This window comes from Nitrosomonas sp. PY1 (genome assembly GCF_022836435.1).
GTDB lineage: Bacteria > Pseudomonadota > Gammaproteobacteria > Burkholderiales > Nitrosomonadaceae > Nitrosomonas.
Genome location: NZ_BQXC01000001.1, coordinates 1,357,913 through 1,383,141, shown reverse-complemented (window position 1 = coordinate 1,383,141; position 25,229 = coordinate 1,357,913). Strand labels below are relative to the sequence as shown.

The 25,229-nt window shown below is 42.1% G+C and carries 19 protein-coding genes; 9 read left to right on the top strand and 10 right to left on the bottom strand.

Features of this window, described 5'->3' with window-relative positions; genetic code table 11:
- Positions 1-83 precede the first annotated feature (83 nt).
- From W03_RS06510 to W03_RS06485, 6 genes are all read left to right on the top strand, one after another.
- A complete protein-coding gene (locus W03_RS06510) occupies positions 84-2,384 on the top strand; it encodes a DNA translocase FtsK (protein WP_244072203.1) in 2,301 nt (766 codons plus the stop codon).
- Between the two features lie 51 nt (positions 2,385-2,435).
- On the top strand, positions 2,436-3,059 hold the full coding sequence (gene lolA, locus W03_RS06505; protein ID WP_244072202.1) for an outer membrane lipoprotein chaperone LolA: 624 nt from the start codon (positions 2,436-2,438) through the stop codon (positions 3,057-3,059).
- Positions 3,043-4,371, top strand: a complete 1,329-nt coding sequence (locus tag W03_RS06500) for a replication-associated recombination protein A (protein ID WP_244072201.1) — start codon at positions 3,043-3,045, stop codon at positions 4,369-4,371. The genes lolA and W03_RS06500 overlap by 17 nt, the downstream gene beginning before the upstream one ends.
- A 33-nt stretch (positions 4,372-4,404) precedes the next feature.
- Complete coding sequence (gene serS / locus W03_RS06495; protein ID WP_244072200.1) at positions 4,405-5,715, top strand: serine--tRNA ligase; 1,311 nt, start codon at positions 4,405-4,407, stop codon at positions 5,713-5,715.
- A gap of 39 nt (positions 5,716-5,754) precedes the next feature.
- Positions 5,755-6,432 carry a DUF6781 family protein gene (locus tag W03_RS06490; RefSeq protein WP_244072199.1) on the top strand — a complete coding sequence of 226 codons (678 nt, stop codon included), beginning with the start codon at positions 5,755-5,757 and terminating at the stop codon, positions 6,430-6,432.
- Between the two features lie 124 nt (positions 6,433-6,556).
- Positions 6,557-7,168 (top strand): YSC84-related protein, encoded by a 612-nt coding sequence (locus W03_RS06485; RefSeq protein WP_244072198.1) that lies wholly within the window; start codon positions 6,557-6,559, stop codon positions 7,166-7,168.
- A 126-nt stretch (positions 7,169-7,294) separates the two neighbouring features.
- Here W03_RS06485 and htpX read toward each other — a convergent pair whose 3' ends face one another.
- The 6 genes from htpX to argH all read right to left on the bottom strand — a co-directional run bounded on the left by htpX (position 7,295) and on the right by argH (position 14,183).
- Entirely contained in the window at positions 7,295-8,182 is an 888-nt protein-coding gene (gene htpX / locus W03_RS06480; protein WP_244072197.1) for a protease HtpX, read from the bottom strand.
- Positions 8,183-8,364: 182 nt separating this feature from the next.
- Positions 8,365-8,688, bottom strand: a complete 324-nt coding sequence (ftsB, locus tag W03_RS06475) for a cell division protein FtsB (protein WP_244072196.1) — start codon at positions 8,686-8,688, stop codon at positions 8,365-8,367.
- Positions 8,688-9,971 carry a phosphopyruvate hydratase gene (gene eno / locus W03_RS06470; RefSeq protein WP_244072195.1) on the bottom strand — a complete coding sequence of 428 codons (1,284 nt, stop codon included), beginning with the start codon at positions 9,969-9,971 and terminating at the stop codon, positions 8,688-8,690. Before eno ends, ftsB begins: the two co-directional genes overlap by 1 nt.
- A gap of 71 nt (positions 9,972-10,042) precedes the next feature.
- Positions 10,043-11,722 carry a CTP synthase gene (locus W03_RS06465; RefSeq protein ID WP_244072194.1) on the bottom strand — a complete coding sequence of 560 codons (1,680 nt, stop codon included), beginning with the start codon at positions 11,720-11,722 and terminating at the stop codon, positions 10,043-10,045.
- Positions 11,723-11,794: 72 nt separating this feature from the next.
- Entirely contained in the window at positions 11,795-12,682 is an 888-nt protein-coding gene (locus W03_RS06460; RefSeq protein ID WP_244072193.1) for a fructosamine kinase family protein, read from the bottom strand.
- A 79-nt stretch (positions 12,683-12,761) separates the two neighbouring features.
- Complete coding sequence (gene argH, locus W03_RS06455; protein ID WP_244072192.1) at positions 12,762-14,183, bottom strand: argininosuccinate lyase; 1,422 nt, start codon at positions 14,181-14,183, stop codon at positions 12,762-12,764.
- 296 nt (positions 14,184-14,479) lie between these two features.
- Here argH and W03_RS06450 point away from each other — a divergent pair, with 296 nt between their 5' ends.
- Positions 14,480-15,091: a hypothetical protein gene (locus W03_RS06450; protein WP_244072191.1), complete on the top strand. Its 612-nt coding sequence runs from the start codon at positions 14,480-14,482 to the stop codon at positions 15,089-15,091.
- A 55-nt stretch (positions 15,092-15,146) separates the two neighbouring features.
- On the opposite strand, the gene murA is transcribed toward W03_RS06450, so the two are convergent.
- Positions 15,147-16,406, bottom strand: a complete 1,260-nt coding sequence (gene murA, locus W03_RS06445; RefSeq protein WP_244072190.1) for a UDP-N-acetylglucosamine 1-carboxyvinyltransferase — start codon at positions 16,404-16,406, stop codon at positions 15,147-15,149.
- Positions 16,407-16,739: 333 nt separating this feature from the next.
- Here murA and W03_RS06440 point away from each other — a divergent pair, with 333 nt between their 5' ends.
- Positions 16,740-17,315 (top strand): FxDxF family PEP-CTERM protein, encoded by a 576-nt coding sequence (locus W03_RS06440; RefSeq protein WP_244072189.1) that lies wholly within the window; start codon positions 16,740-16,742, stop codon positions 17,313-17,315.
- An 85-nt stretch (positions 17,316-17,400) separates the two neighbouring features.
- Here W03_RS06440 and lgt read toward each other — a convergent pair whose 3' ends face one another.
- Positions 17,401-18,228, bottom strand: coding sequence for a prolipoprotein diacylglyceryl transferase (lgt, locus tag W03_RS06435; protein WP_244072188.1), 828 nt, complete (start codon positions 18,226-18,228; stop codon positions 17,401-17,403).
- Positions 18,229-18,335: 107 nt separating this feature from the next.
- On the opposite strand from lgt, the gene ilvD reads away from it, so the two are divergent.
- Positions 18,336-20,009 (top strand): dihydroxy-acid dehydratase, encoded by a 1,674-nt coding sequence (ilvD, locus tag W03_RS06430; RefSeq protein ID WP_244072187.1) that lies wholly within the window; start codon positions 18,336-18,338, stop codon positions 20,007-20,009.
- A gap of 258 nt (positions 20,010-20,267) precedes the next feature.
- Here ilvD and W03_RS06425 read toward each other — a convergent pair whose 3' ends face one another.
- Both W03_RS06425 and W03_RS06420 read right to left on the bottom strand, forming a co-directional pair.
- Complete coding sequence (locus W03_RS06425; protein ID WP_244072186.1) at positions 20,268-21,644, bottom strand: HD-GYP domain-containing protein; 1,377 nt, start codon at positions 21,642-21,644, stop codon at positions 20,268-20,270.
- Between the two features lie 393 nt (positions 21,645-22,037).
- On the bottom strand, positions 22,038-25,223 hold the full coding sequence (locus W03_RS06420; RefSeq protein WP_244072185.1) for an efflux RND transporter permease subunit: 3,186 nt from the start codon (positions 25,221-25,223) through the stop codon (positions 22,038-22,040).
- Positions 25,224-25,229 lie beyond the last annotated feature (6 nt).

The window sequence follows — 25,229 nt, the reverse complement described above, 5'->3', positions numbered from 1 at the left end:
TTAGTGTGCATTAAACGATCATCCTTTCGTTAATCTTATATAATTGGTAGTAGCGCTTAGACAAAGGCATAACGAGAGTCTCAATGAGTCTTATAAACAAACCTATGGCTAGGAAATCAGCAAGCCATGCTTTTTCGCCCAAAGTAGCCCGATTGTTGCGAGAATCTTTCTATCTACTGTTGGTGGGTATTGCACTTTACCTGATCATGATTCTTGTAAGCTATGATCGAGGCGATGCGGGATGGTCGCACAGCGGAGCTTTTGATGAAATCCAAAATACTGGAGGATATGCCGGTGCTTGGTTGGCTGATTTGCTTTTGTATTTATTTGGAGTATCTGCGTGGTGGTGGATTGCTTTTTTTCTTTCGATGATTGCTTGGAGTTATCGCAGAATTGATTCCGGCGGTATTTTTGATAAGCAATCGATCATGTTTTCTATCGGTGGTTTTTTGTTGCTACTGATAGCCAGCAGCGGATTAGAGTCGTTACGTTTCTATACCATCAACGCTTCGCTTCCGCTTGCGCCTGGGGGCATTCTTGGCAATGCTATCAGTTATTTTTTTTCCAAAGTATTTGGCGCTGTAGGTGCGACGTTACTACTGCTTACTCTGATTGCGGTTGGATTTAGTCAGTTTACCGGCTTGTCGTGGGTGCGATTCGTAGAAAAAATTGGTGAACAAATCGAAGAATTGTTTTTTTTCATTATTAACAAATGGGAAACACGACGAGATAAATTAGCTGGAATGCTCGCAGCACGTGTGCGTGACGAGTTGGTTGAAAATGAGAAGAAACGTATTGAGGAAACACCTTCCTTGCACATTGAATTACCTACTTCAGCTATTGCAAAATCTCAACGGATAATTAAAGAAAAACAAGCATCGTTATTTTCCGATTTGCCGGATTCTTCGTTACCACCGCTACATTTATTGGATGAGCCCGAAAAAGATTTTGAGGTTTTATCGAAAGAAGCGCTGGAATTTACTTCACGCTTGATTGAACGCAAACTCAAAGAATTTGGTGTAGATGTTAAAGTGGTTGCCGCATTTCCTGGTCCGGTCATTACGCGTTATGAAATTGAACCGGCAGTGGGTGTTAAAGGCAGCCAAGTCATTAACTTAGTCAAAGATCTTGCGCGCGCACTATCGGTGGCGAGTATTCGTGTAGTAGAAACCATTCCTGGAAAGACCAGCATGGGGTTAGAATTACCAAATCCGAAGCGGCAAATTGTTCGTTTACAAGAAATTCTTGGTTCCCAAGCTTATGCAGACTCCGCTTCACCACTCACAATTGCTTTGGGTAAGGATATCAGCGGTCGTGCTATTGTATCGGATCTCGCCAAAATGCCTCATGCACTCGTTGCAGGTACTACCGGATCGGGAAAATCAGTGGCTATCAACGCAGTAATATTGAGCTTGGTCTATAAAGCTACACCGGAGCAAGTACGACTCATTTTGATCGATCCTAAAATGCTTGAATTATCCGTCTACGAGGGTATTTCACACTTACTTACACCAGTTGTAACCGATATGCGTGAAGCAGCAAGCGCTTTGCGCTGGTGTGTTTCTGAAATGGAAAGGCGTTACAAATTAATGTCAGCTTTGGGAGTGCGCAATCTGAGTGGCTATAATCAAAAAATAAAAGATGCCGCAAAAGGGGAAACACCGGTAATCAATCCTTTATTGGGTCCAGATGAAGCACCGGAATACTTGGACGAATTGCCAATGATTGTAGTAGTTATTGACGAATTGGCTGATTTGATGATGGTTGCTGGGAAGAAAGTTGAGCAACTTATTGCAAGGCTTGCCCAGAAGGCGCGCGCATCGGGTATCCATCTTCTATTAGCGACACAGCGTCCTTCGGTCGATGTGATTACCGGTTTGATCAAAGCCAATATTCCGACTCGGATTGCTTTTCAAGTATCCAGCAAAATCGATTCCCGTACCATTTTGGATCAAATGGGTGCCGAAGCCTTGCTTGGACAAGGCGATATGTTGTATTTGCCTCCGGGAAGCGGCTATACGCAACGTGTTCATGGTGCTTTTGTCGCGGATCATGAGGTGCATAAAGTTGTGGAATATTTGAAAGAGCACGGCGAGCCTTGTTATATTGAGGAAATCCTGCAAACCGATGATGAAGAAAACGAAATGTCAGGTATTTTAGAGGCAAAGAAATCATCAGAAGGCGAATCTGATCCTTTGTATGATGAAGCTGTCGCTATCGTTATTAAGACCCGCCGAGCTTCGATTTCCTTAGTGCAAAGGAATTTACGCATAGGCTATAATCGTGCGGCACGTCTTATCGAAGAAATGGAGCGAACAGGCTTGGTGTCTGCTATGCAAAGCAATGGCAATCGTGAAGTACTCGCGCCATCACGAAGTGAATAGCGCATTTTGCGCGCACAATACCATTTGATTAAATTATGACATTTTACGCATATGCCAATTTCAAGCCATTTCTTTACGTTATTATTGATCAGCCTGATACCTATGTCAGCGCAAGCGGCCGCAATTGATAATTTAAAAAAATTTATTGCCGAAACTAGTACAGTCAGTGCTAACTTTTCTCAGACACTCTATGACAAGAGTCGACGCACGATTCAAGATTCTAAAGGTTCGATGCAATTTGAACGCCCTGAAAAATTTCGATGGTCTTATGCAAAACCTTACGAGCAACTCATTGTAGGTAATGGAAAAGAAGTTTGGTTTTATGATCATGATCTGAATCAAGTAACCATAAGGCCGTTTAATCTCGCAATTGGCAGTAGCCCGGCTGCCTTATTAGCGGGTAATAGCAATTTGGAAGAAAATTTTGATTTAACAGAGCTTGGCTTGCAAGATGGTATGGAGTGGTTAGAAGCTGTTCCTAAAAATAAAGAAACCACGTTCGAATTTATTCAAATGGCTTTTTCACCACAAGGTATCCTCAAGCTGATGGCGTTACGAGATAGCTTAGGTCAGACGACTTTACTGACTTTTTCAGAATTAGAAAAGAATCCGCAACTATCAGAGAGTTTGTTCAATTTCACGCCACCCCTTAACGCCGATGTCATCCGTGAATGATAACGTACTATTTTCAGCCAATCTTCCTCAAGCGCCTCTTGCGGAGCAATTACGACCGAAGCATATAAACGATGTTATTGGCCAGAATCATTTACTAGGCATCGGAAAGCCTTTACGTATCGTATTTGAGTCCGGTAAATTACACTCGATGATTTTGTGGGGACCTCCGGGAACCGGGAAAACCACGTTGGCGCGCATTATGTCGAATTCATTCGATAGTGAGTTTATTGCTTTGTCAGCAGTTATGTCTGGCGTTAAAGAAATTCGTCATGCAATGGATCGAGCGGAGTTGGTATTGCAGCAAAAAGGGCGGCATACGATTTTGTTCGTCGACGAAGTTCATCGGTTTAATAAATCTCAGCAAGATGCGTTTTTACCGTATATAGAGCAAGGATTAATCACTTTTATCGGTGCTACCACGGAAAATCCGTCGTTTGAAATCAATCATGCGTTATTGTCGCGCGCGCAAGTTTACATACTCACGACTTTATCAGAATTGGAATTATCGCAATTGATTGAACGCGCGAACAAGCTCGTTTTTCCGCATCTACAGTTTACTCATGATGCTCGCCAATTATTAATCGAATTTTCCGATGGAGATGCGCGTCGTTTATTCAATCTATTGGAGCAAATCGACCATGCTATTGAGCCTAAAGAGGCGTTTGAGGTTGGTAAAGATTATATTGTTAATACACTTTCACGTAATACACGCCAGTTTGACAAGGGTGGCGATACTTTTTATGAACAGATTTCGGCGTTGCATAAATCTGTGCGTGGTTCAGCTCCGGATGCTTCGCTGTACTGGCTTTGTCGTATGTTGGATGGTGGCGCCGATGCTTTGTATATTGCAAGAAGGTTGGTGCGTATGGCAACCGAAGATATTGGTTTGTCGGACCCACGTGCTTTGCGGCTGACATTGGATGCTTATGAGACTTTTGAACGACTTGGCAGTCCCGAAGGTGAATTAGCATTAGCACAAGCAGTCGTATATTTGGCATGCGCGCCAAAAAGCAATGCGGTTTATAAAGCTTACAATAAAGCACGTCAGTTTATTGCACAGGATAAATCACGCCCCGTTCCTGTTCATTTGCGCAATGCGGCAACGCAATTCATGAAACAGATAGGATATGGCGATCACTATCGTTACGCGCATGATTGTCCGGATGCTTATGCGGCTGGAGAAAATTACTTTCCAGAGGGTATGCCGGCAGTCAATTTTTATCAACCGACTGGTTATGGTTTGGAACAAAAGATTCAAGAGAAACTCGCTTATTTACGTTCTTTGGATGAACAAGCCAGTCGCAAAATATAACTTTCTAAAATTATTGGGTTTTGGAGCCATTACATGCTAGAGATTCAACAACTACGTACCGATCTGGATAATGTTACTCGCGAATTAGCAAAAAGAGGTTATATTTTTCCAAGCGATGTATTTAGTGCACTGGAAGCGGAACGAAAAGCCATTCAAGCCAAAACACAGGAATTGCAAGCACAACGTAATACCGCATCGAAGAAAATTGGCTACGCAAAAAGTAAAGGCGAAGATGCTACTGCGATTATGACAGAGGTTGCGCAATTCGGTGATGAATTGAAACAAGCTGAAATTCAATTGGAGCGAGTTCAAGAGCAATTGCAGAAAATCTTGCTGGAAATTCCAAATTTACCTCATTCCAGCGTACCACAAGGTAAAGATGAAACGGGCAATGTGCTAATGCGTAACTGGGGTACACCTAGAGTATTTGATTTTGAGATTAAAGATCATGTCAGCATCGGTGAAGGACTGGGATTACTTGATTTTGAAGCTGCCGCTAAGTTAAGTGGCGCGCGCTTTAGTGTGATGAAAGGCAGCCTCTCCTTACTACATCGAGCATTGGCGCAGTTTATGTTGGATCAACATACGCAAAACCACGGTTACACGGAAATTTATGTACCATATTTAGTGAATGCCGATAGCTTGCGTGGCACTGGGCAACTACCGAAATTTTCTGAAGACTTATTTGCAGTTCGGGCAGGTGGCGTATCTAAAGATGACAATGGGACATCGTTCCATCTGATTCCAACCGCCGAAGTGCCAATTACGAATATGGTGCGTAACGAAATCGTACCGATGCAAGAGCTGCCGTTGAAATATGTTTCGCACACGCCGTGTTTCCGTTCCGAAGCTGGTAGCTATGGTCGAGATACGCGTGGATTGATCCGCCAACACCAATTTGATAAAGTTGAATTAGTTCAGTTGGTGCATCCGGATCAGTCTTATTCAGCACTGGAGCAACTTGTCGGTCATGCGGAAAAGATTCTTCAATTGCTTGATCTTCCTTATCGTGTAATGGCTTTATGTACTGGCGATATGGGTTTTTCAGCGGCTAAAACCTATGATATCGAAGTATGGTTACCTGCACAAAATATTTATCGTGAAATTTCTTCTTGTAGTAATTGCGAAGCATTTCAGGCACGGCGCATGCAAGCACGCTTCCGTAATGAGAATGGAAAGCCTACTTTATTGCACACTTTAAACGGGTCTGGTTTGGCAGTAGGGCGGACCTTAGTGGCGGTATTAGAGAATTATCAGAATAGCGATGGTAGTGTCACGATACCCAAAGTGCTAAGTTCTTATATGAACGGTCTTGACCTAATCGGAATGAAAGGGGGAAAATGAGTACAAGATAAACGCCAATACAATATAGGATTCCTAATCATGAAGGATGATAAAGCTGATAATACTTTCCACCTTGAAGCATTGGAAGAAGAAGTACGAGAAGCTGTAGCGAAGGGATTACATACACGAGAAACAGTGCGCCATTTGACTCTGAATGCTATGAATGCGCATCATTTGGATTTGGTTTCATTACAGAGAATCATTACCGCTATCATACAAGGTGTTCATGATGGTGCAACGCAACAACTACAGCATGTTATCAATCAAACGCAAACCGCAAAATCACAAATCCACGAAGCTGTCGCCGGTTTAGATTCTGCTTTGGCAAGCTTTGCTCAAGCTTCTAAGCTAGCTCTGGAAGAAGCGGCTGGTCAAACTCAAAAATTTTCTGAGAAAGAATTAAAGCAAGCACATTCTGAACTGGAAAGTCTGGAAAGCTTGTTTTTGGATATATTGCATAACACTGCAAATGCGGCAAAAGGACCGATTGCTGATATTCTGCATGACTTAGGCCAGCATGCAAAAAATAACGGTACTGCGGTAGGTTCGCAACTGATAGAGACGCTTGAAGTCTTTAAACAGCAAATTGCTTCAATAGGGCAAGCGCAATTCGAAACAGGTGTTAGTTTGGTACACGCAACGGCTGATCTTATAGGGAAGATTGCCAGCGGAGTACTCTCTGGCGTCAACGATAAAATTCAAAATTCCAAGCGTTAACGTGGCAGTCAACATCTAAATACTTTATAACTACTGCAAGCAGGTTCTGAAATATAGTCCAGTGCGGTGGTCATAAATTGATAATTCTCTCTTTTATAAAAACATTGTAGATAAAGGTAGCATTATGATTAAAATAAATATTGTCTGGATAACAATGGTTCTATTCGTATTATTATCTGCTTGTCAGTCAACTTCTGATAATCAAAGTACTTCAACTTCAACTTCAACTTCGACGACACAAAAACCAGCCCAGGAAAAATCGGTCGAAGCTATCCAGATTGACCAAGAGGCTACAACTGCATTAAATAAGCTTTATGCAACAGACTCAAGTGCAAAAATTCTAGGGCAGAAAGCAGTCGGAATTCTTGTTTTTCCTAGTATCCTGAAAGCAGGTTTTATAGCTGGCGCCCAATATGGCAAAGGAGCACTTTTGCAAGGAGGTAAAACGGTCGGCTATTATAATAGTATTGCGGCTTCATATGGATTGCAGGCAGGGGTACAACAATTTGGCTATGTATTGTTTTTTATGAATACTGATGCCTTATCTTATATAGACAACAGCTCAGGGTGGGAAATTGGTGTAGGTCCAAGCTTAGTAGTAGTCGATGAGGGTTTTGGAAAAGTATTATCTTCGACTACGCTTAAAGACGATATTTATGCAATTGTTTTTGATCAAAAAGGATTAATGGCTGGACTTGGTATTCAGGGTACTAAAATTACTAAAATTGATCCTTGATTATTTCACTGCGCTTTATTATTTTGATGTGAACAAACACTCCCGTGCTTCCGATAAAAAACGACTTGTGGATTTTCATTGGGTTTTTCTTTGGGAAGCACGGGCTATGACGGGTCTTCAAAGTTATTAATTTTGCATTTCTAATGCAGCTATTCTTTCTTCCAGAGTTGGATGCGTTCTGAATAAATTGCTTAGGCTGTTACTACCATCACTGGAAATGCCGAATGCGGCAAGTTGATCCGGAAGTTGCGCCGGTTGCTGCGAATTGATTTGCAATCTGCGTAACGCTGCAATCATTTTGTTTTTACCTGCCAGGCTTGCACCGCCAGCATCAGCGCGAAATTCGCGTTGTCGACTAAACCACATTACGATAATAGTGGCGAGTACTCCCAATAGTAATTCGGCAATGATCGTGGTGACCCAGAAAGCAGGTCCATGACCCTCTTCCGTTTTGAATATGACACGATCAACTGTATGACCAATCACTCGAGAAAAGAAGATAACAAAAGTATTAACAACACCTTGTATGAGTGCCAAGGTGACCATATCGCCATTAGCAATATGGCTGACTTCATGTGCAAGCACGGCTTCAGCCTCATCTTGGTTCATGTTATTGAGTAATCCGGTGCTGACCGCAACAAGCGCCTCATTCTTCGACATGCCAGTGGCAAAAGCATTGACGTCCGATGCTTCGTAGATGGCTACTTCTGGCATACCGATACCGGCTGCTTGCGCTTGTCTTTGTACCGTGGTGAATAGCCAGTGCTCTTGAGCGTTGCGTGGCATATCAATCACTTGAGCGCCAGTCATTCGTTTTGCGGTCCATTTGGACATCGCGAGCGAAATCAGCGAGCCACCAAACCCAAAAACGGCTGCAAATACAAGCAACGAATTGATATCGAGCCCGATTCCTTGCGCATCCAGAATTCTTTCAAATCCCAATAACCTTAGCGTAATACTTAGAACCAGAATAATTGCCAAGTTAGTTACTAAAAAAAGTACGATTCTTTTCATTCATTAACTCCGTAGATAATAAAACAGTCGCTAAAAACGATAGTAATATAGGATTAGTTAGTTAGTTTTCAAGTAATTCTAAAATACTGAAAAATGTTTATCAGTTAGTTTAAAAAAATCAATAAGAGTTCGGCAAGGGATGTTACTGAGTGAGGTAGGTCGTGCAACCAGTCATTCGTGGATTAATCATTTAGAGTCTTTGTTGGTAAAGTTTCTTGCTTAGGAGCAGGTGATTCAATTCTGACAATTTGAAATAAAATTTCATTCTGCTTGATCATACCTAGGTCGCTGCGTCCGCGTTCTTCAACGGCTTCAAAGCCTTGTTTAAGATCACTGAGTTCAGCTTCCAACATATCGTTGCGATGTTGGAGCGCCAGATTATTTTGACGTGCGGCACTGACTTCTTCCTCTGCTAGCCAAACTCTTTTCCAACTGGATTTGCTAAACCAAAGTGGATATTGCAGTAAGACAATCAGTGCAAACAGAATGAGTGCTAAAAATTTCATTATCTAAGTTGATAAAAAGCGCCTCGCCCTGCGTATTGCGCTGCATCCCCTAAATCTTCTTCAATTCTCAATAATTGGTTGTATTTTGCCAGACGATCAGAACGGGATAATGAACCAGTTTTGATTTGCAGTGCATTAGTGGCAACAGCGATATCGGCAATAGTGGTGTCTTCGGTCTCGCCTGATCGGTGCGAAATTACGGCAGTATAGCCTGCGCGCTTTGCCATTTCAATCGCGGAAAGAGTTTCTGTTAATGTGCCGATTTGATTGACTTTAATCAGTATTGAATTGGCTATTTTAGATTGAATACCTTGCTGCAAAATTTTAGTATTCGTCACAAAGATATCATCGCCCACCAATTGAATGGATTTACCTAACTTTTCTGTGAGAAGTTCCCAGCCTTTCCAGTCATGCTCGCTCATGCCATCCTCAATCGTGATGATTGGATATTTATCAATCCAGGATGATAGATAATCGACAAACTGTGCAGAAGTCAAATGTAATCCATCGGAATCCAAATGGTATTTGCCTTCTTTGTAAAATTCTGAACTGGCGCAATCGATGCCAATAGCCACTTCTTTGCCTGGTTGATAACCGGCTTCATCAATCGCTTGCACAATCAATTGCAGTGCTGCTTCGTTATTTTCCAGATTGGGAGCAAAGCCGCCTTCATCGCCAACAGTTGTTGGCATACCTCGACGATCAATCAATTTCTTTAATGTGGCGAATATCTCAGCGCCGCAGCGAACAGCTTCATGAAAATTCTCAATTCCAACCGGAACGATCATGAATTCCTGCATGTTGATGTTATTGTTAGCATGAGCGCCACCATTGATCACGTTCATCAGAGGAACAGGCATCGACATCAATCCAGCGCCACCTAAATATCGATAGAGTGGCAAACCAGATTCTTCTGCCGCGGCTTTAGCGATTGCAAGCGATACTGCCAGGATTGCATTGGCACCAAGTCTTGATTTATTTTCTGTGCCATCTAATGCGATTAATTCCTGATCGAGAAAACTTTGATCAACCGCATCCAATCCCATGAGTGTTTCAGAAATCTCGCCATTGACACTTTCCACGGCTTTCAATACACCTTTACCGAAATAGCGTTGTTTATCATTGTCTCGCAACTCTACCGCTTCGCGGGTACCAACGGATGCACCCGAGGGAACGGCGGCTCTACCAAGCACACCTGATTCCAGCAATACATCGGCTTCAATGGTTGGATTGCCACGAGAATCGAGAATTTCACGGGCGATGACATCTACAATTGCACTCATCTACTGTCTTCCTGTTAATGGTATGGTTATTACTACTGTACGTTTATGATGATTGAATATCCATAAGATACTTATAAAGCTGTGCTAACAGCCTGATGTTTTTTATCGTCATTGGTCGAGTATTTTTTGGCGGCGGTAAGCGTTGCCTGAATATAGGCCTTAAAAAGAGGGTGGCCAGCTTGCGGTCTGGAGGTGAATTCAGGATGAAATTGACACGCTAAAAACCAAGGATGCTCGGTTTCTGGCAATTCTATCATTTCGCATAAATTTTCTTCCTTCGATAAACCACTGATGCAAAGCCCTGCTTGCTCCAATTGAGGGATGAACTCACTATTCACTTCATAACGATGGCGATGTCTTTCAATAATTCTTTCTGCGCCGTAAGTTTTATTCGCCAACGATCCTTTTTTCAGTAGGCATTCTTGGCCACCTAGGCGCATGCTACCACCAATGTTGGAGTACGCATCACGAGTTTCCAGTTGTCCATCGCGCGTCCGCCATTCAGTAATGAGCCCGATCACTGGGAAGGGCGTATCAGAATTAAATTCAGTGCTATGTGCACCTTTCATGTTAGCTTTGTTGCGCGCATATTCGATAATTGCAAGCTGTAATCCAAGACAAATACCGAGGTAGGGGATATGTTTGGTACGCGCATATTGCACCGCCATAATTTTTCCTTCAACGCCACGTTTACCAAATCCACCCGGTACTAAAATACCATCCATACCGACTAGGCAGCCTGTTCCTTCTTTCTCAATATTTTCAGAATCGATATAGCATATATTGACCCGGCTTTGTGTATGAATGCCCGCATGGATCAGCGCTTCAGAAAGTGATTTATAGGATTCAGTCAGATCAACATATTTCCCAACAATGGCTATCGTAGTGATATGTTTTGGATATTCCAATGCATAAATCAATTTTTTCCATGTGCTTAAATCGGCCGGCTTGGCGAGAATATTCAGTTTATGGCAAATAATCTCGTCCAGCATTTGCTCATGCAGTAAAGCAGGAATTTTATAGATGCTATCCACATCGACCGCAGAAATTACAGCCTCTTCTCGAACATTTGTAAAAAGTGCAATTTTGCGGCGTTCTTCTTGTGGAACTTCGCGATCGGATCGGCATAGTAAAACATCGGGTTGAATACCAATTTCTCTTAATTCCTTTACCGAGTGTTGCGTCGGTTTGGTTTTAAGTTCTCCAGCAGAACCAATGTAAGGCAATAAAGTGAGGTGAATGAAGCAAGTGTCTGTTCGTGGATTTTGTACAGCCATTTGGCGTATGGCTTCTAGAAAGGGTAGTGATTCAATATCTCCGACAGTACCGCCAATTTCGATAATCGCGACTTGCGCATCACCCACGCCAGCTTGAATGTAGCGTTTTATTTCATCGGTAATATGAGGAATCACTTGTACGGTTCCACCAAGATAATCGCCTCGTCTTTCCTTGCGAATGACACTTTCGTAGATTTGTCCGGTAGTAAAATTATTATGCTTGGTCATGCGCGTGCTGATAAAGCGCTCATAGTGCCCAAGATCCAGATCGGTTTCTGCGCCATCTTCGGTAACAAACACTTCACCGTGTTGGAATGGATTCATGGTCCCGGGATCTACATTGATATAGGGATCGAGTTTAAGCATCGTGACTTTGATTCCACGGGTTTCCAGGAGGGCAGCCAAGGATGCGGCAGCGATACCTTTACCGAGAGAAGAAACCACGCCACCTGTTACAAATACATACTTTGTCATGGATCAATAGTCAAAATATAAAGGATTTGGCCTAGAAAATAAAAAATGTAGGAAACGTTAAATCGATCAAGCTCAAGATCGAACCTCAGCAAGCAGTGTTGCCATCATATGCTCTGCTTGAGGTCGATAACTATTTCCAAAAAGATTTAAATGATTCAATATATGATAGAGATTATAGATTATTTTGCGCATGTTGTACCCAGAATCCAATGGGTAATCATTTTGATAGGCGGAATAAAAAGCGGGAGAGAATCCTCCAAAAAGCTCTGTCATCGCAATATCGGTTTCCCGATCGCCAAAATATACGGCTGGATCAAATAAGATAGGGTTGTTGTTGCTATCGAAAGCATAATTACCCTGCCATAGATCGCCGTGCAGCAACGATGACGGTGGCTGTCGATTTTGGAAAAAATGCTCCAATTCGGTGAGTAAGCGTTCTCCAAAGACTTGTAATTTTCCACCGTAGCCATTTTGAGCAGCAAGCTTAAGTTGATAACTGAGTCGTTTCTCTTGCCAGAAGCGAATCCAATTGTGCGACCAAGTGTTGATTTGGGGAGTACTTCCAATAAAATTATCACGCTTCCAACCGTACTGTTTGGCCGTGATGCGATGCATGGCTGCGAGTTGTGTGCCTAATTTCTGGGCGCTACTCTGTATTTCGGAGTGAAGTGCGACATATTCAAGCACTAACCAAGCTGATTGCGCATTGTGACCCACACAAATAGTATTGGGTATGCGGATGATTTTGGATTGCTGGATTTCATTTAATCCATCGGCTTCCGAATCAAATATCGCTAAATTTTCTCGGCTATTTAGTTTGACAAAATAAATTTGAGTGCCATTAGAAATTCTGAAACTTTGACTGATACATCCACCTGTTAGTAGCCTTTTTTCTTTTATGAAAAATTTTCGCTGGGTAATTGTAGCAATTTGCTGACTGATGTCATTCCAAGGATCCATGCAGTAAGTTATGTCGGTCTGCTTATGTAATTTTTGTTAAAAAGCGATCCGCATTGTCAATGCAGTATTAAAAGTAAGCTTAGCGGGGTTGAATGTATTCGTTTTCTAGCCATTGTCGCGCTTTTTGAAGGGCTGCCATAACTTGTTCCGGTGCGGTTCCACCAATGTGGTTGCGGCTTTTGATTGAACCTTCCAATGTTAGTACAGTTAATACATCAGCTTCAATACGATCCGAAAATTGCTGTAGTTCATGGATCGGTAAATCACTTAAATCGCAGCCTTTTTGTTCGGCAAATTGCACTGTCTTTGCAACGATTTCATGCGCATCTCGGAAAGGAATATCTTTTTTGACCAGATAATCGGCTAAATCGGTAGCCGTTGCATGACCTCGTAATGCCGATTGGCGCATAGTATTATGATGAACTGTTACACCGGAAAGCATTTCTGCATAAATGCGCAAGGTGTCGATCAAAGTATCAACGGTGTCAAAAAGTGGTTCTTTGTCTTCTTGATTATCTTTGTTGTAGGCCAGCGGTTGGCCTTTCATGAGTGTTAACAACGCAATCAGGTGACCATTAACACGGCCGGTTTTACCGCGAACTAATTCAGGCACATCTGGATTTTTCTTTTGTGGCATGATGGAAGACCCGGTGCAAAACCGATCAGCCAATTCAATGAAACCAAACCGTGGATTCATCCAGAGGATAAGTTCTTCTGACAATCGAGAGAGGTGAGTCATAATCAGCGCTGCACTGGCGCAAAATTCAATCGCAAAATCTCGGTCAGATACTGCATCAAGCGAGTTTTCGCAAATTCCCTCAAAATCCAGAAGCTTAGCCACCAAATGACGATCAATCGGATAGCTTGTTCCGGCGAGTGCTGCGGCACCCAGAGGTAATAGGTTAACTCGCTTACGACAGTCTAATAACCGTTCAGTGTCGCGTTTAAGCATTGCAAAATAGGCCATCAAATGATGGCTGAATAAGACAGGTTGAGCTACTTGCAAGTGCGTAAACCCTGGCATCACGGTATCAATATGCTTCTCGGCTAGGTTGAGTAAGGCATATTGTAGATCTTTGATTAAAGATAATATTCTATCAATCGAGGCACGTAGAAATAAGCGAATATCAGTTGCAACTTGATCATTGCGCGAACGAGCTGTGTGGAGTCTTTTGCCGGCATCACCGATCAAATGTGTCAAGCGTTTTTCAATGTTGAGATGCACGTCTTCTAGCGCTAATTGCCAAGTAAATTCATTGTTACGAATTTCATCGCGTATCTGAGTCAGTCCTTGCTCTATAGCTACTTGATCCGAGTTGCTGATAATGCCCTGAATAGAAAGCATTTTTGCATGAGCTAATGAGCCTTGAATATCATATTCCGCAAGCCGATAGTCAAATGGAACTGATGCAGTATAGCGCTCGACCAATTCAGAAACAGGTTCGGTAAATCTTCCAGACCAGGTTTTTTTATTATTTTGTTGAGAATTATTGCTATTCATAGCTGTGATAATTTTTAATTCTGAAAGTTTTTCAGTAATGTAATGCGATAGCAGTCATTATAAAGCATAACGAATGGCCTAATAGTGACAGGTGTTTTAATTACGTGATTGATGATCAGCCAAAGTTATTGCCAAATGGTGTGTCGCAAAAAAGTTACGGTGTTCGTGATAATAGAGATTCTTGCCACAAGATAGTGATCTCGCAGTAGGTTTTACTTTCACTTCAGTTAGGATTAGGGGATAATTTGCATCCTTTGGATGTTAATTACAACGTTATAATACGAGGAGAGTGATCGATGACAAATAAGAAAAACTCTATTGAGCCTGTTAAAACAATGGATGGAGTTCTCGAACACCTAAAAGACAAGGCGGATTGGCTGCGGAATGTACCTACAACGCAATTTCCCGGTCGATATCTGTTGGTGCTGATAGGGGTTATTATAGTCATTTTTGCTTGGAAATCCATTGCTGTCGGTAAGGTAGAGTCCGATATGGCGAAAAAGCTTGAGAGTGAGCGTATGTCAATCACTCAACAAGCACGTGAGTATGCTGATCAGCAATATGTAAAGGAAGAAGAGCGATTTGGTCAAATACTTTCATGGGCTGTGCGTGGTGAGTTGATTCGTAACAATATTGATCAAATCAAGCAATATCTGGGCGAAGTCGTCAAAATGAAAAATACTGAAAGAGTTGATTTGATCAACGATGAAGGTCAGTTATTGATTTCAACGGATAAACGGTTTGAAGAATCCAAGGCCAATGATTTGTATCCTAAAGAAGTACTCAATTTACAAAAAATTACTGTTAAATCGGATGTTAACAATAATAAGATTTTAGTCGTTCCAGTAATGGGATTGAATAAGAAAATTGCAACCGTTGTTGTGAGCTATAAATTACAGAAGTTTTGATATATAGATCTTTACTTTACTGTAAAAGCCTTTAATGAGTACCGTTAAAGGCTTCTTAGTTAATACGTTGGATATTGGCACCAAGTATTGAGAGTTTTTGTTCGATATTTTCGTAGCCACGATCTAAATGGTAGATTCGATCAATCGTAGTTCGACCATGAGCAACCAGTCCGGCAATAATCAAACTTGCAGATGCGCGCAGATCGGTGGCCATTACATGTGCTCCGTCTAAGTGTGAAATGCCGTGAATGATGGCAGTATTACCTTCCACTTCAATATCCGCATTCATGCGTTTTAATTCCTGAACATGCATTAAACGATTTTCGAAAATTGTTTCAGTGATAATTGCTGTTCCAGCACCGATGCAGTTAAGCGCCATAAATTGCGCCTGCATATCGGTTGGGAAGGCAGGGTAAGGTGCGGTGCGTAAACTCACTGACCGAGGCTGTGAATTCATAATTAAATGTATCTGATTATGGTTGACGTTAATTTGTGCACCAGCTTCAGTGAGCTTATCAATCACTGCACCTAGTAATTGATGGCTAGTGTTATTGAGACGAATCTCGCCACCGGTGGCAGTGCAAGCGGTTAAGAAAGTACCGGTTTCAATACGATCTGGCATGACCGAATATTTTGCACCATGTAGCGATGATTGTCCTTCGATTGTAATCACATCGGTTCCTGCTCCTTGGATTTTTGCACCCATCGCGATCAGACAATTGGCAAGATCGATAATTTCTGGCTCGCGTGCGGCATTCTCTAAGACTGTTACGCCATCCGCAAGTACCGCAGCCATCATTAAATTTTCTGTTCCAGTGACAGTAACGATGTCAAATACGATGCGTGTACCTTGTAATTTTTTTGCGACCGCATTGATATAACCATGATTAATAGAAATTTCTGCTCCCATGGCTTGTAGACCTTTAATGTGCTGATCTACTGGGCGCAAGCCGATGGCGCAGCCACCGGGCAGGGAAATTCTGGCTTGACCGATACGAGCTAATAAAGGACCGAGTACGAGAATCGATGCACGCATGGTTTTAACCATCTCATAGGGTGCAATTGGATTATTAAGTTGTTTTGCTGAGAGCGTAATGTCCGATGCATTATGGTCTGACAACATCACACTGACACCCATTTGATTGAGTAGTGTTAGCATGGTTTCAATATCGCGTAGGACGGGAATATTGCCAATTTGCAAGGATTCATCAGTCAATAAGGCGGCGCATAAGATCGGTAGTGCGGCATTTTTTGCGCCAGAAATTGAAATTTCACCATGGAGAGGTTTTCCACCGTGAATTAGCAGTTTTTGCATGAGTGTTTACCTAAGTGTACGAATAGAGAAGCCATGAAGAAAGACGCTGCACCAATTCCAGTGGAGAGTTTGTGTAACGCTATATTTTTGAAGTATAAAATAGATACCCATAAAGATAAGCCACCTGAAGTATACCATCAGTGACATTACGATATTTTCAGTATGTATAAATGTACTAGAAAAAAGGTAATGAACTCCTATAGTTAGAGATAGATGATTTCTATAAAATTCGTTCCACTTACTTGAGGAAAATAAACAGATATGCTTCTTATTTCAATCTGTTGCAAGTAATTTTCAGTTTGTTTCTTTTAAATTTAGTTTGGAGATTCTATAGTGAAAAGGAGTTTTAATTTTAAGCTGAATTTGGTAGCAACAGCTGTATTGATAACAACCGGTGTTGCCAATGCCGGTGTTGTGAATGCAAACGGCACTGGGACAGAATTTAATCCTTATAATATGGGCATCATTGGAACATCACCTAGCATATTAGCAGTTACGTTAAATGGAACGCCCGGTTCATCATTTTCAGAGTATGTCAATTTCACTATACCCACGTTATCAACTATGACCAATCCTGTAAGCACCTATGCGCTAAATTTAGGTAGCTTTAATTTACTGGGAATAGCGGGACTGACCATTGGTGTCTGGAATGATACCCATTTAAGTGAAGGTACCTTGCATTCGAAGTTTTCTAGTGAAAGCCCCGCCAATTCTATTAGTAATCTTGAGGCTGGGCAATATTATTTAGATGTCAGTGGAAATTTAGGAAATTCAGCGTCGGTGGGGAAATATTCAGTTGCTTTGCAGACACTACCTGTGCAAGAGCCAGAGAATTACGCGATGTTATTGGCTGGTTTAGGGCTTGTAGGTCTTTCCGCACGCCGCCGCAAAAAAATAAGAAAACTTTAAGCAGTTTTTTACAATAATAATAATTAATGTAGTGTTGTTTTATAAGCCACGGAGTTATAACAATAATAATAGACGAAGTGGCTTATTATTTTTGGTTTTTTTTAGTTTTTGTTTTTTGTTTTTTCAAATCTGCTTTTTGATTGTTTGCCCAAACTAGAAGCGCTATTCCTACTAGAATCATAGGAATAGACAACCATTGCCCCATGGTGATTCCTAATGTTGAAATCCCCATAAATCCATCTTCCGGTTCGCGGAAAAATTCCGAAAAGCTGCGAAATACACCATACCCTAGCATAAACATACCCGATACGGCGCCGATTGGTCGCGGTTTAGATGAATAGATCCAAAGCAATATAAAAAGGGCAATTCCTTCCAATGCAAATTGATAGAGTTGCGATGGATGCCGTGGTAGTTCATCGATATAAGGAAAAACCATTCCCCACGGAACATCAGTTGTCCTACCCCATAATTCAGCATTGATAAAATTACCGACGCGTCCTGCACCTAGTCCCAAAGGAACCAGCGGTGCAATGAAATCCATCACTTGTAACCAGGCCAAATGATATTTGCGAGCGACTAAAACCATTGCCATAAAAACACCGAGAAGCCCACCATGGAAGGACATGCCGCCTTCCCAAACGGCAAAAATACCTAAAGGATGCTCTAAATAATAGCCGGGTTGATAGAACAATACATGACCCAAACGTCCACCGATGATCACTCCCAACATTCCGTAAAATAAGGCATCATCCAACATTTCCTGGGTAAACACAGAATTTTGGCTATGCTTGATTCGATAACGTCCGAGCACAATGAATAATACAAAACCAATGAGATACATCAGTCCATACCAATGAATGGACACAGGGCCGATCGAAATAGCAACCGGATCAATTTGCGGATGAACGAGCATAGTTTTTATCCTAATTACGGTAAAATGCAGGTCATTATATCAAGTGCACCGATGTGTTCTTTGTCATAAACCGCAATTTATCTTTAAAAATATTTTCAGGAGTCAGCATGTCAGATAACAAGCGCAGTCAAGCCATTACCCAAGGCGCCTCTCGCGCACCTAATCGTGCAATGTTGCGAGCAGTTGGTTTTGGTGACGGAGATTTTAACAAACCTATTGTCGGGGTTGCCAACGGCTATTCCACCATTACTCCGTGCAATAAAGGATTGAATGATTTGTCATTGCGGGCAGAATCGGCTTTACGCAAGGCGGGCGCAATGCCGCAGATGTTTGGCACAATTACGGTATCCGATGGTATTTCAATGGGCACCGAAGGCATGAAATATTCACTGGTTTCGCGTGAAGTCATTGCTGACTCGATCGAAACGTGTATTCAGGCGGAAAGCATGGATGGCGTGATTGCGATTGGTGGGTGCGATAAAAACATGCCCGGGGCAATGATTGCGATAGCACGAATGAATGTCCCGGCGATTTTTGTGTACGGCGGCACGATCAAACCCGGGCACTATAAAGGACAAGATTTAACTATCGTCAGTGCGTTTGAAGCGGTGGGTCAGTATAGCGCCAGGAAAATTGATGACGCGGAATTACTGCAAGTCGAGCGACATGCCTGTCCCGGTGCCGGTTCTTGCGGAGGTATGTTTACCGCCAATACGATGTCATCTGCTTTTGAAGCGATGGGTATGAGTTTACCTTATTCATCAACCATGTCGGCTGAAGATAATGAGAAATTGGTCAGCGCAGGTCAGTCGGCTGAGGTATTAGTAAATGCCATCAAAAAACAAATTTTGCCGCGCGATGTCATTACGAGAAAATCCATTGAAAATGCTATTGCAGTCATCATGGCCGTAGGAGGATCGACCAATGCCGTGCTGCATTTTCTTGCTATTGCACATGCTGCGGAAGTTCCGCTGTGCATTGATGATTTTGAGATCATTCGCGCAAAGATACCGGTATTGTGCGATTTGAAGCCCTCGGGTCGTTATGTGACGGCAGATTTACATCAAGCGGGTGGTATTCCTCAGGTCATGAAAATGCTGTTGGTGCACGGATTGTTGCATGGAGAGTGTATGACGATCAGTGGGCAGACAATTGCGGAGATATTAAAAGATATTCCGGATTCACCGCGAACCGATCAGAATATCATTCGTCAGTGGAGTAATCCCATGTATGCGCAAGGGCATTTGGCGATTTTGAAAGGTAATTTATCGACTGAAGGTTGCGTTGCCAAAATCTCCGGTATTAAAAATCCTAAAATTACTGGCCCAGCCCGTGTTTTTGAATCGGAAGAAACTTGCATGCAAGCTATCTTGGCACGAAAAATTCAACCAGGGGATGTAGTGGTGATTCGTTACGAGGGACCGAAAGGCGGTCCTGGTATGCGAGAAATGCTGTCACCGACTTCCGCCTTGATTGGTGAAGGCTTGGGTGATTCGGTTGGATTGATTACCGATGGACGTTTTTCAGGAGGCACGTATGGCATGGTGGTTGGGCATGTTGCACCGGAGGCCTATGTCGGCGGCAATATTGCTTTGGTACAAGAGGGTGATTCGATCACAATCGACGCAGAACAAAGGCTATTGCAATTGAATATTTCCGATGTTGAATTAGAGAAACGCCGTACCGTTTGGAAAGCACCGCAACCGCGTTATCATCGGGGTGTTTTGGCTAAATACGCTCAGTTGGTGTCCAGTGCCAGTGTAGGTGCGATTACCGATTAGCTGTATTGCGCTTGCGTATCCAACATCCGGAGCATAGTGATCATACAAAATAATAACTGATGAGTTCTTTTCTTCGCAAAGCATCTCATCAGGAGTGGATTGAGTGGTTAATTGCGGGTTGTTGGAGCTAATCGGAAATATCTTAGCAACTAAATTTGAAAAGGCATATTGTTGCTAATTCGAGGAGTCAAGGCGTTAACTCGACTCGAACATTGTGGGTTCGGACTTAACCTGATCTACTATCATCCCATACATATATTAATATGATAAGGAGTCTATTCCTGTAGAGAAATATTCTTGAATAATATCATTTAATATTTTTCGTAATGCTTCGTCATTCTTATCCGATAGTTCCTGATAAAGTTCAGCGGCAATCAATGTAAAATGTTTGATAAGCTCAGGGTCAAAGTGAGAGCCACTTTTCTCTATAATAATTTTCATGGTTTCTTCAAAGGTAAACGCCTTTTTATAAGGCCTTTTAGAAGTTAACGCATCAAATACATCAGAAATAGCAAAAATGCGAGCATTAATCGGTATTTGATTTGATTTGAGATTGTGAGGATAACCACTGCCATCGTATTTTTCATGATGACCGCCGACAACATCTTTTGCATCAGTTAACCATTTGGAACGTTTAATTATTTCAAGCCCTTTTTCCACATGAGTTTTCATAAGAGTAAATTCCGACTCAGTGAGTTTTCCCGGCTTTAGTAGTATGTTGTCAGAAATACCAATTTTTCCTACATCATGTAGAAATGCCCCTTTGATTAATGATTCGATTTGTTGGTCTGGTAAATTGATTTTCTCCGCAAGACGAGTTGCGATGATGGTAACCCGGTAATTATGCGAATTGGTATCGCTATCTCGTTTAGCAATGGCATTACCTAGAACTTGAAGTGTTTCAATATTGGAATCCAGCAAATCAATAGAGAAGGCTACAAGTCTTCGAGTTAAGTGAATGATTACAGGATATAAAATTGCCGTTGTCAGTATAACGATTAGTACCGCATAAAATATCGTGGCATACACTTCATTCTTTAATCTATCCATAGTAGCTTGTGTGAGTGCGAACATCGCTCTTAGATGGCCGATCAAATCGCCGGTTTTATTGTAAAGAGGCATGATAAGGTGAACGTAGCTTCGATCATCGAATTTGATGATCTCATGTAAAGTACCGGTATCTTCCGAAAACTGAAATTGTGTATCAGCGATATGCTGTTTTACTTTGTCTATATAAGGATAGTCATTATCGTATCTATCGACCAGGATACCTTCACTAAGGGAGTTTATTTGGTAATGGACAAAATTACCGATGCTTTTATCGTATTGAATCGCAGACAAGGCGTTAATTGCTAAGTCCACAGCCTGTTGCAAAGAAACACCGTCGTTTTCTCGATACTCATTCGTTCTGGCGCGTAGTGTTTCAAAGCGATCGTGTGCTGTTATGAATACATGCTCGTATAAACTGTTATTGACACTGATATGAACAATTGCTGAAAGTGCGAGAGAGAACAATAATGTTACGAGTAAAATACGGCGTGTTAATACGACATATATAAAATGTTTAAGAGAATCTTGCTTGCGTAGTTTCATCAAGGGGGTCTCTTGTAACCACTTTATTTTTCTAAAATCCATAAATTATATATCCTTTGTATCACATACAGTTACCAGGCTATTAGGTATTATGAGAGTGAAGATAAACTTGAGATTTTTTATAGCCTTGCTGTAGGAGAGTTTATTGATTTACCCTATGGAGCGAAGTATCAGAACTGTGGGACATGGGAAGTTAGAAAAAAGCAAACCGCCTACTTCATGTAATTTTTGATATCCTTCTCTGCTTCTTAGCATAGTTCCTTATCGTGTATTCATATCCACGATACCTCAACAATATTCACAGAATAGTCATGACTCCAGGCTTACCCCAGGGCATTTTGTTGTGAAGCAACAGGTGAAATATTTCATCTGTTGTAATGGTTTGAATCAATGAACGATATATTTTTCTGAGTAAGCACTGGTTAAGTAGGTCAGTTACTTGATAGCCGGTGATACGGTTACATTTTTTGCGTCAGTTGATTCACCTTCAGTTTCACTTTCTTTTGTTGTCACTATATCATCAAACCAATGATAAATTATTGGCATAACGACCATCGTCATCATGGTAGCAGTAGTCAAACCAAAAATCACTACAATGGCTAGTGGTTTTTGAACTTCGGAGCCGAGTCCGGTTGCTGTCAAAAAGGGTGCTAGCCCTAGTATTGTTGTTGCAGCAGTCATCATAACAGGACGGAAACGTTGAGAGCAGGCCTTTCGAGTGGCTTCTGCAATACTCATGCCTTTTTGACGCAATTCTCGTACGAACGAAATCAATACTACGCCATTTAAGATCGATGTGCCCCAGACAGCAATAAAACCTACCGATGCAGGCACCGATAGGTACTGTCCGGTAAGATACAAACCAACCACTCCTCCTACCGATGCAAACGGAAGCACCAAATAAATCAGAATCGCCATTTTGACGGAATTAAATAACATGAATAACAGAAAGAAAATGACTGCCAAGGTAACTGGTACAATCACTCCAAGCTTAGCCATCGCGCGTTCCATGTTTTCAAATTGTCCACCCCAGACAAAATAATATCCGGGGGGCAGCTTAATTTCTTTGGCCGCGCGTTCTTGTAGTTCTGCTACGAATCCCCCCATGTCACGGTTATGCACATTGGCACCAACAACAACTCGACGCCGTGCGAATTCACGTGAAATAATTGCTGGTCCATCAACTACTTTGATTTCCGCAACAGCCTTCAGTGGAACCAATCTGCCACCTGCACCGGCTCCTTCCTTTCCCGTTATTATGGTTGCAGGACGTAGTAACAATTCTTTAATGGCTTCTACATCATATCGAACTTCTTCTGGAAATCTGAGCAATAAGGTAAAGCGCCTCTCACCCTCAAAAACTTGTGTAACGGCTTTACCTCCAACTGCGGTAGCGATCAATTCATTGACATCCGAGACATTCAATCCATGTCGTGCAATAGCACGGCGATCAATATTAATCGTCAATTCTTGTTGTCCAGATAAACGTTCAATACGAATATCTCGGGCACCTCGCGTTGATTTAACGATACGTGCGACTTGTTCGGATAATTTTCGTAGTTCTTCTAAATCATCGCCAAAAATCTTAACAGCTACTTGTGAACGAACGCCAGTAACCATTTCATCGACTCTTTGCGCAATAGGCTGTGAAATGACAATGTTTACACCAGGCAGTATGGTCAATGCTTTGCGAATATCTTCCTCGATTTCAAGTTGTGTGCGACCTGAGTTCACCAGATCAAGATCGACAATCGGATCAGATTCATTTTGAGAAGCTGGATCGGCAGCGGTGTCTCCACGACCTAATTTAGAGACGACTGATTTGACTCCAGGAATTGCCGCAATAGCTTTCATTCCTTCCATTTCGATTTTGATCGCCTCATCCAAAGAAATAGATGGTGCACGAATAATCACAGGGGTTACCGCACCTTCTTTCATGATAGGGATGAAAGACTTACCTAAGAGCGGGAATAACGCAAAGGCTACCATTAGAGAACTGATAGCGATCATTATCGCTTTTTTCTGGTTACGTGATGCCAAATCAAAAACCTTTAGATAACCGTTTTTCATTATGGCAATAATCCGAGTGTCTTCTTCACTGCCGCCCTTCAGCAAATAATCACAGAGCACTGGCGATAGCATGAGCGATACAAGTAATGCAATAAATAGTGAAATTGAGATGGTGACAGCAAGTGGACTGAAGGTTTTTCCTTCCATGCCTTCCAGTGTCATTAAAGGTAAAAATACCAATACAGTAACAACTAAGCCAAAAATAACCGGTGTTCCTACCTCTGCGACTGCATCGACGATCACGTTATATTTTGATTTTCCAGTATCTTTGGCTTCTCCCAGACGTTGGTAGATATTTTCTACAACTACAACAGTTGGATCGACCATCATCCCTAGTGCAATAGTAAGTCCACCGAGTGACATTAAATTGGCGGGCATGCCATAATGATTCATGACCATGAAAGTCACTAATGGTGTGATAATTAAGGTAAAGCACACAACAAAGCTCGTGCGTACAGTACCAAGAAAAACGGATAGTACGACAATGACGAGAATGAGTGATTCCATCAATGTGCTTTGCACAGTTCGTAATGCGTTATCCACTAAATCTGTCCGGTCGTAAAAAGGAACGATTTGCAATCCATCCGGTAGAATTCCGCGCTCATTAATTTCGGCGACTTTTTCTTTAATGCGGCTAACAATTTCTTTTGCATTGCCGCCGCGCAGCATCATGACGACCCCAGTAACCGATTCAGTATCGCCATTTTTGATACTGGCGCCTTGGCGCACTTCCCCACCAAACACAACATTTGCAACATCCCTGACATAGATAGGAACGCCGTTCGTTTCCTTTAGTACAATGTTACGGATATCTTCTAACGAAGAGATGAGTCCAACACCGCGGATCAGATATTGCTCATAGTGTAGCGCGAGGATGTTACCGCTCGCATTGGCGTTGTTACTGGCTAGTGCAAGATCTACCTGTGCAAGTGTAAGATCGTAATGTCGCAATTTGTTTGGATCGACATAGACTTGATATTCTTTGACATAACCGCCAATGGAGTTGATTTCTGCTACACCGCGTATTGATCGTAGCATGGGCCTAACCACCCAATCTTGTATGGTGCGACGATCCATTAACTCTTGCTCAGTTAACGAGCGCTTACCGTCACTAGGATGCTCAATAGTGTATTGATACACTTCGCCTAAACCGGTAGAAACCGGTCCAAGAACGGGTGTAATGCCAGGAATCAACCGCGGCGTGACATCGATAATCCTTTCCATGACCAATTGCCGCGCAAAAAACACGTCGGTTTCATCAGTAAATACCAACGTGATAAGTGATAACCCGCTTTTGTTCATTGAGCGCATTTCAACCAATCCAGGCAAGCCAGTCATGGCAATTTCAACGGGTACCGTGACTAATCGCTCCATCTCTTCTGGACTGCGTCCTATCGCAACTGTGGCTACTTGGACTTGAATATTGGTGACATCTGGAAATGCATCGACTGTCAAATTTTTGGCAGCAAATCCACCTGCTATACATAAGCCAAGTGCGAGAACCAACACTAGCAAACGCTGATTTAGCATTGCACGAACTATGGTAGCCATATCCTG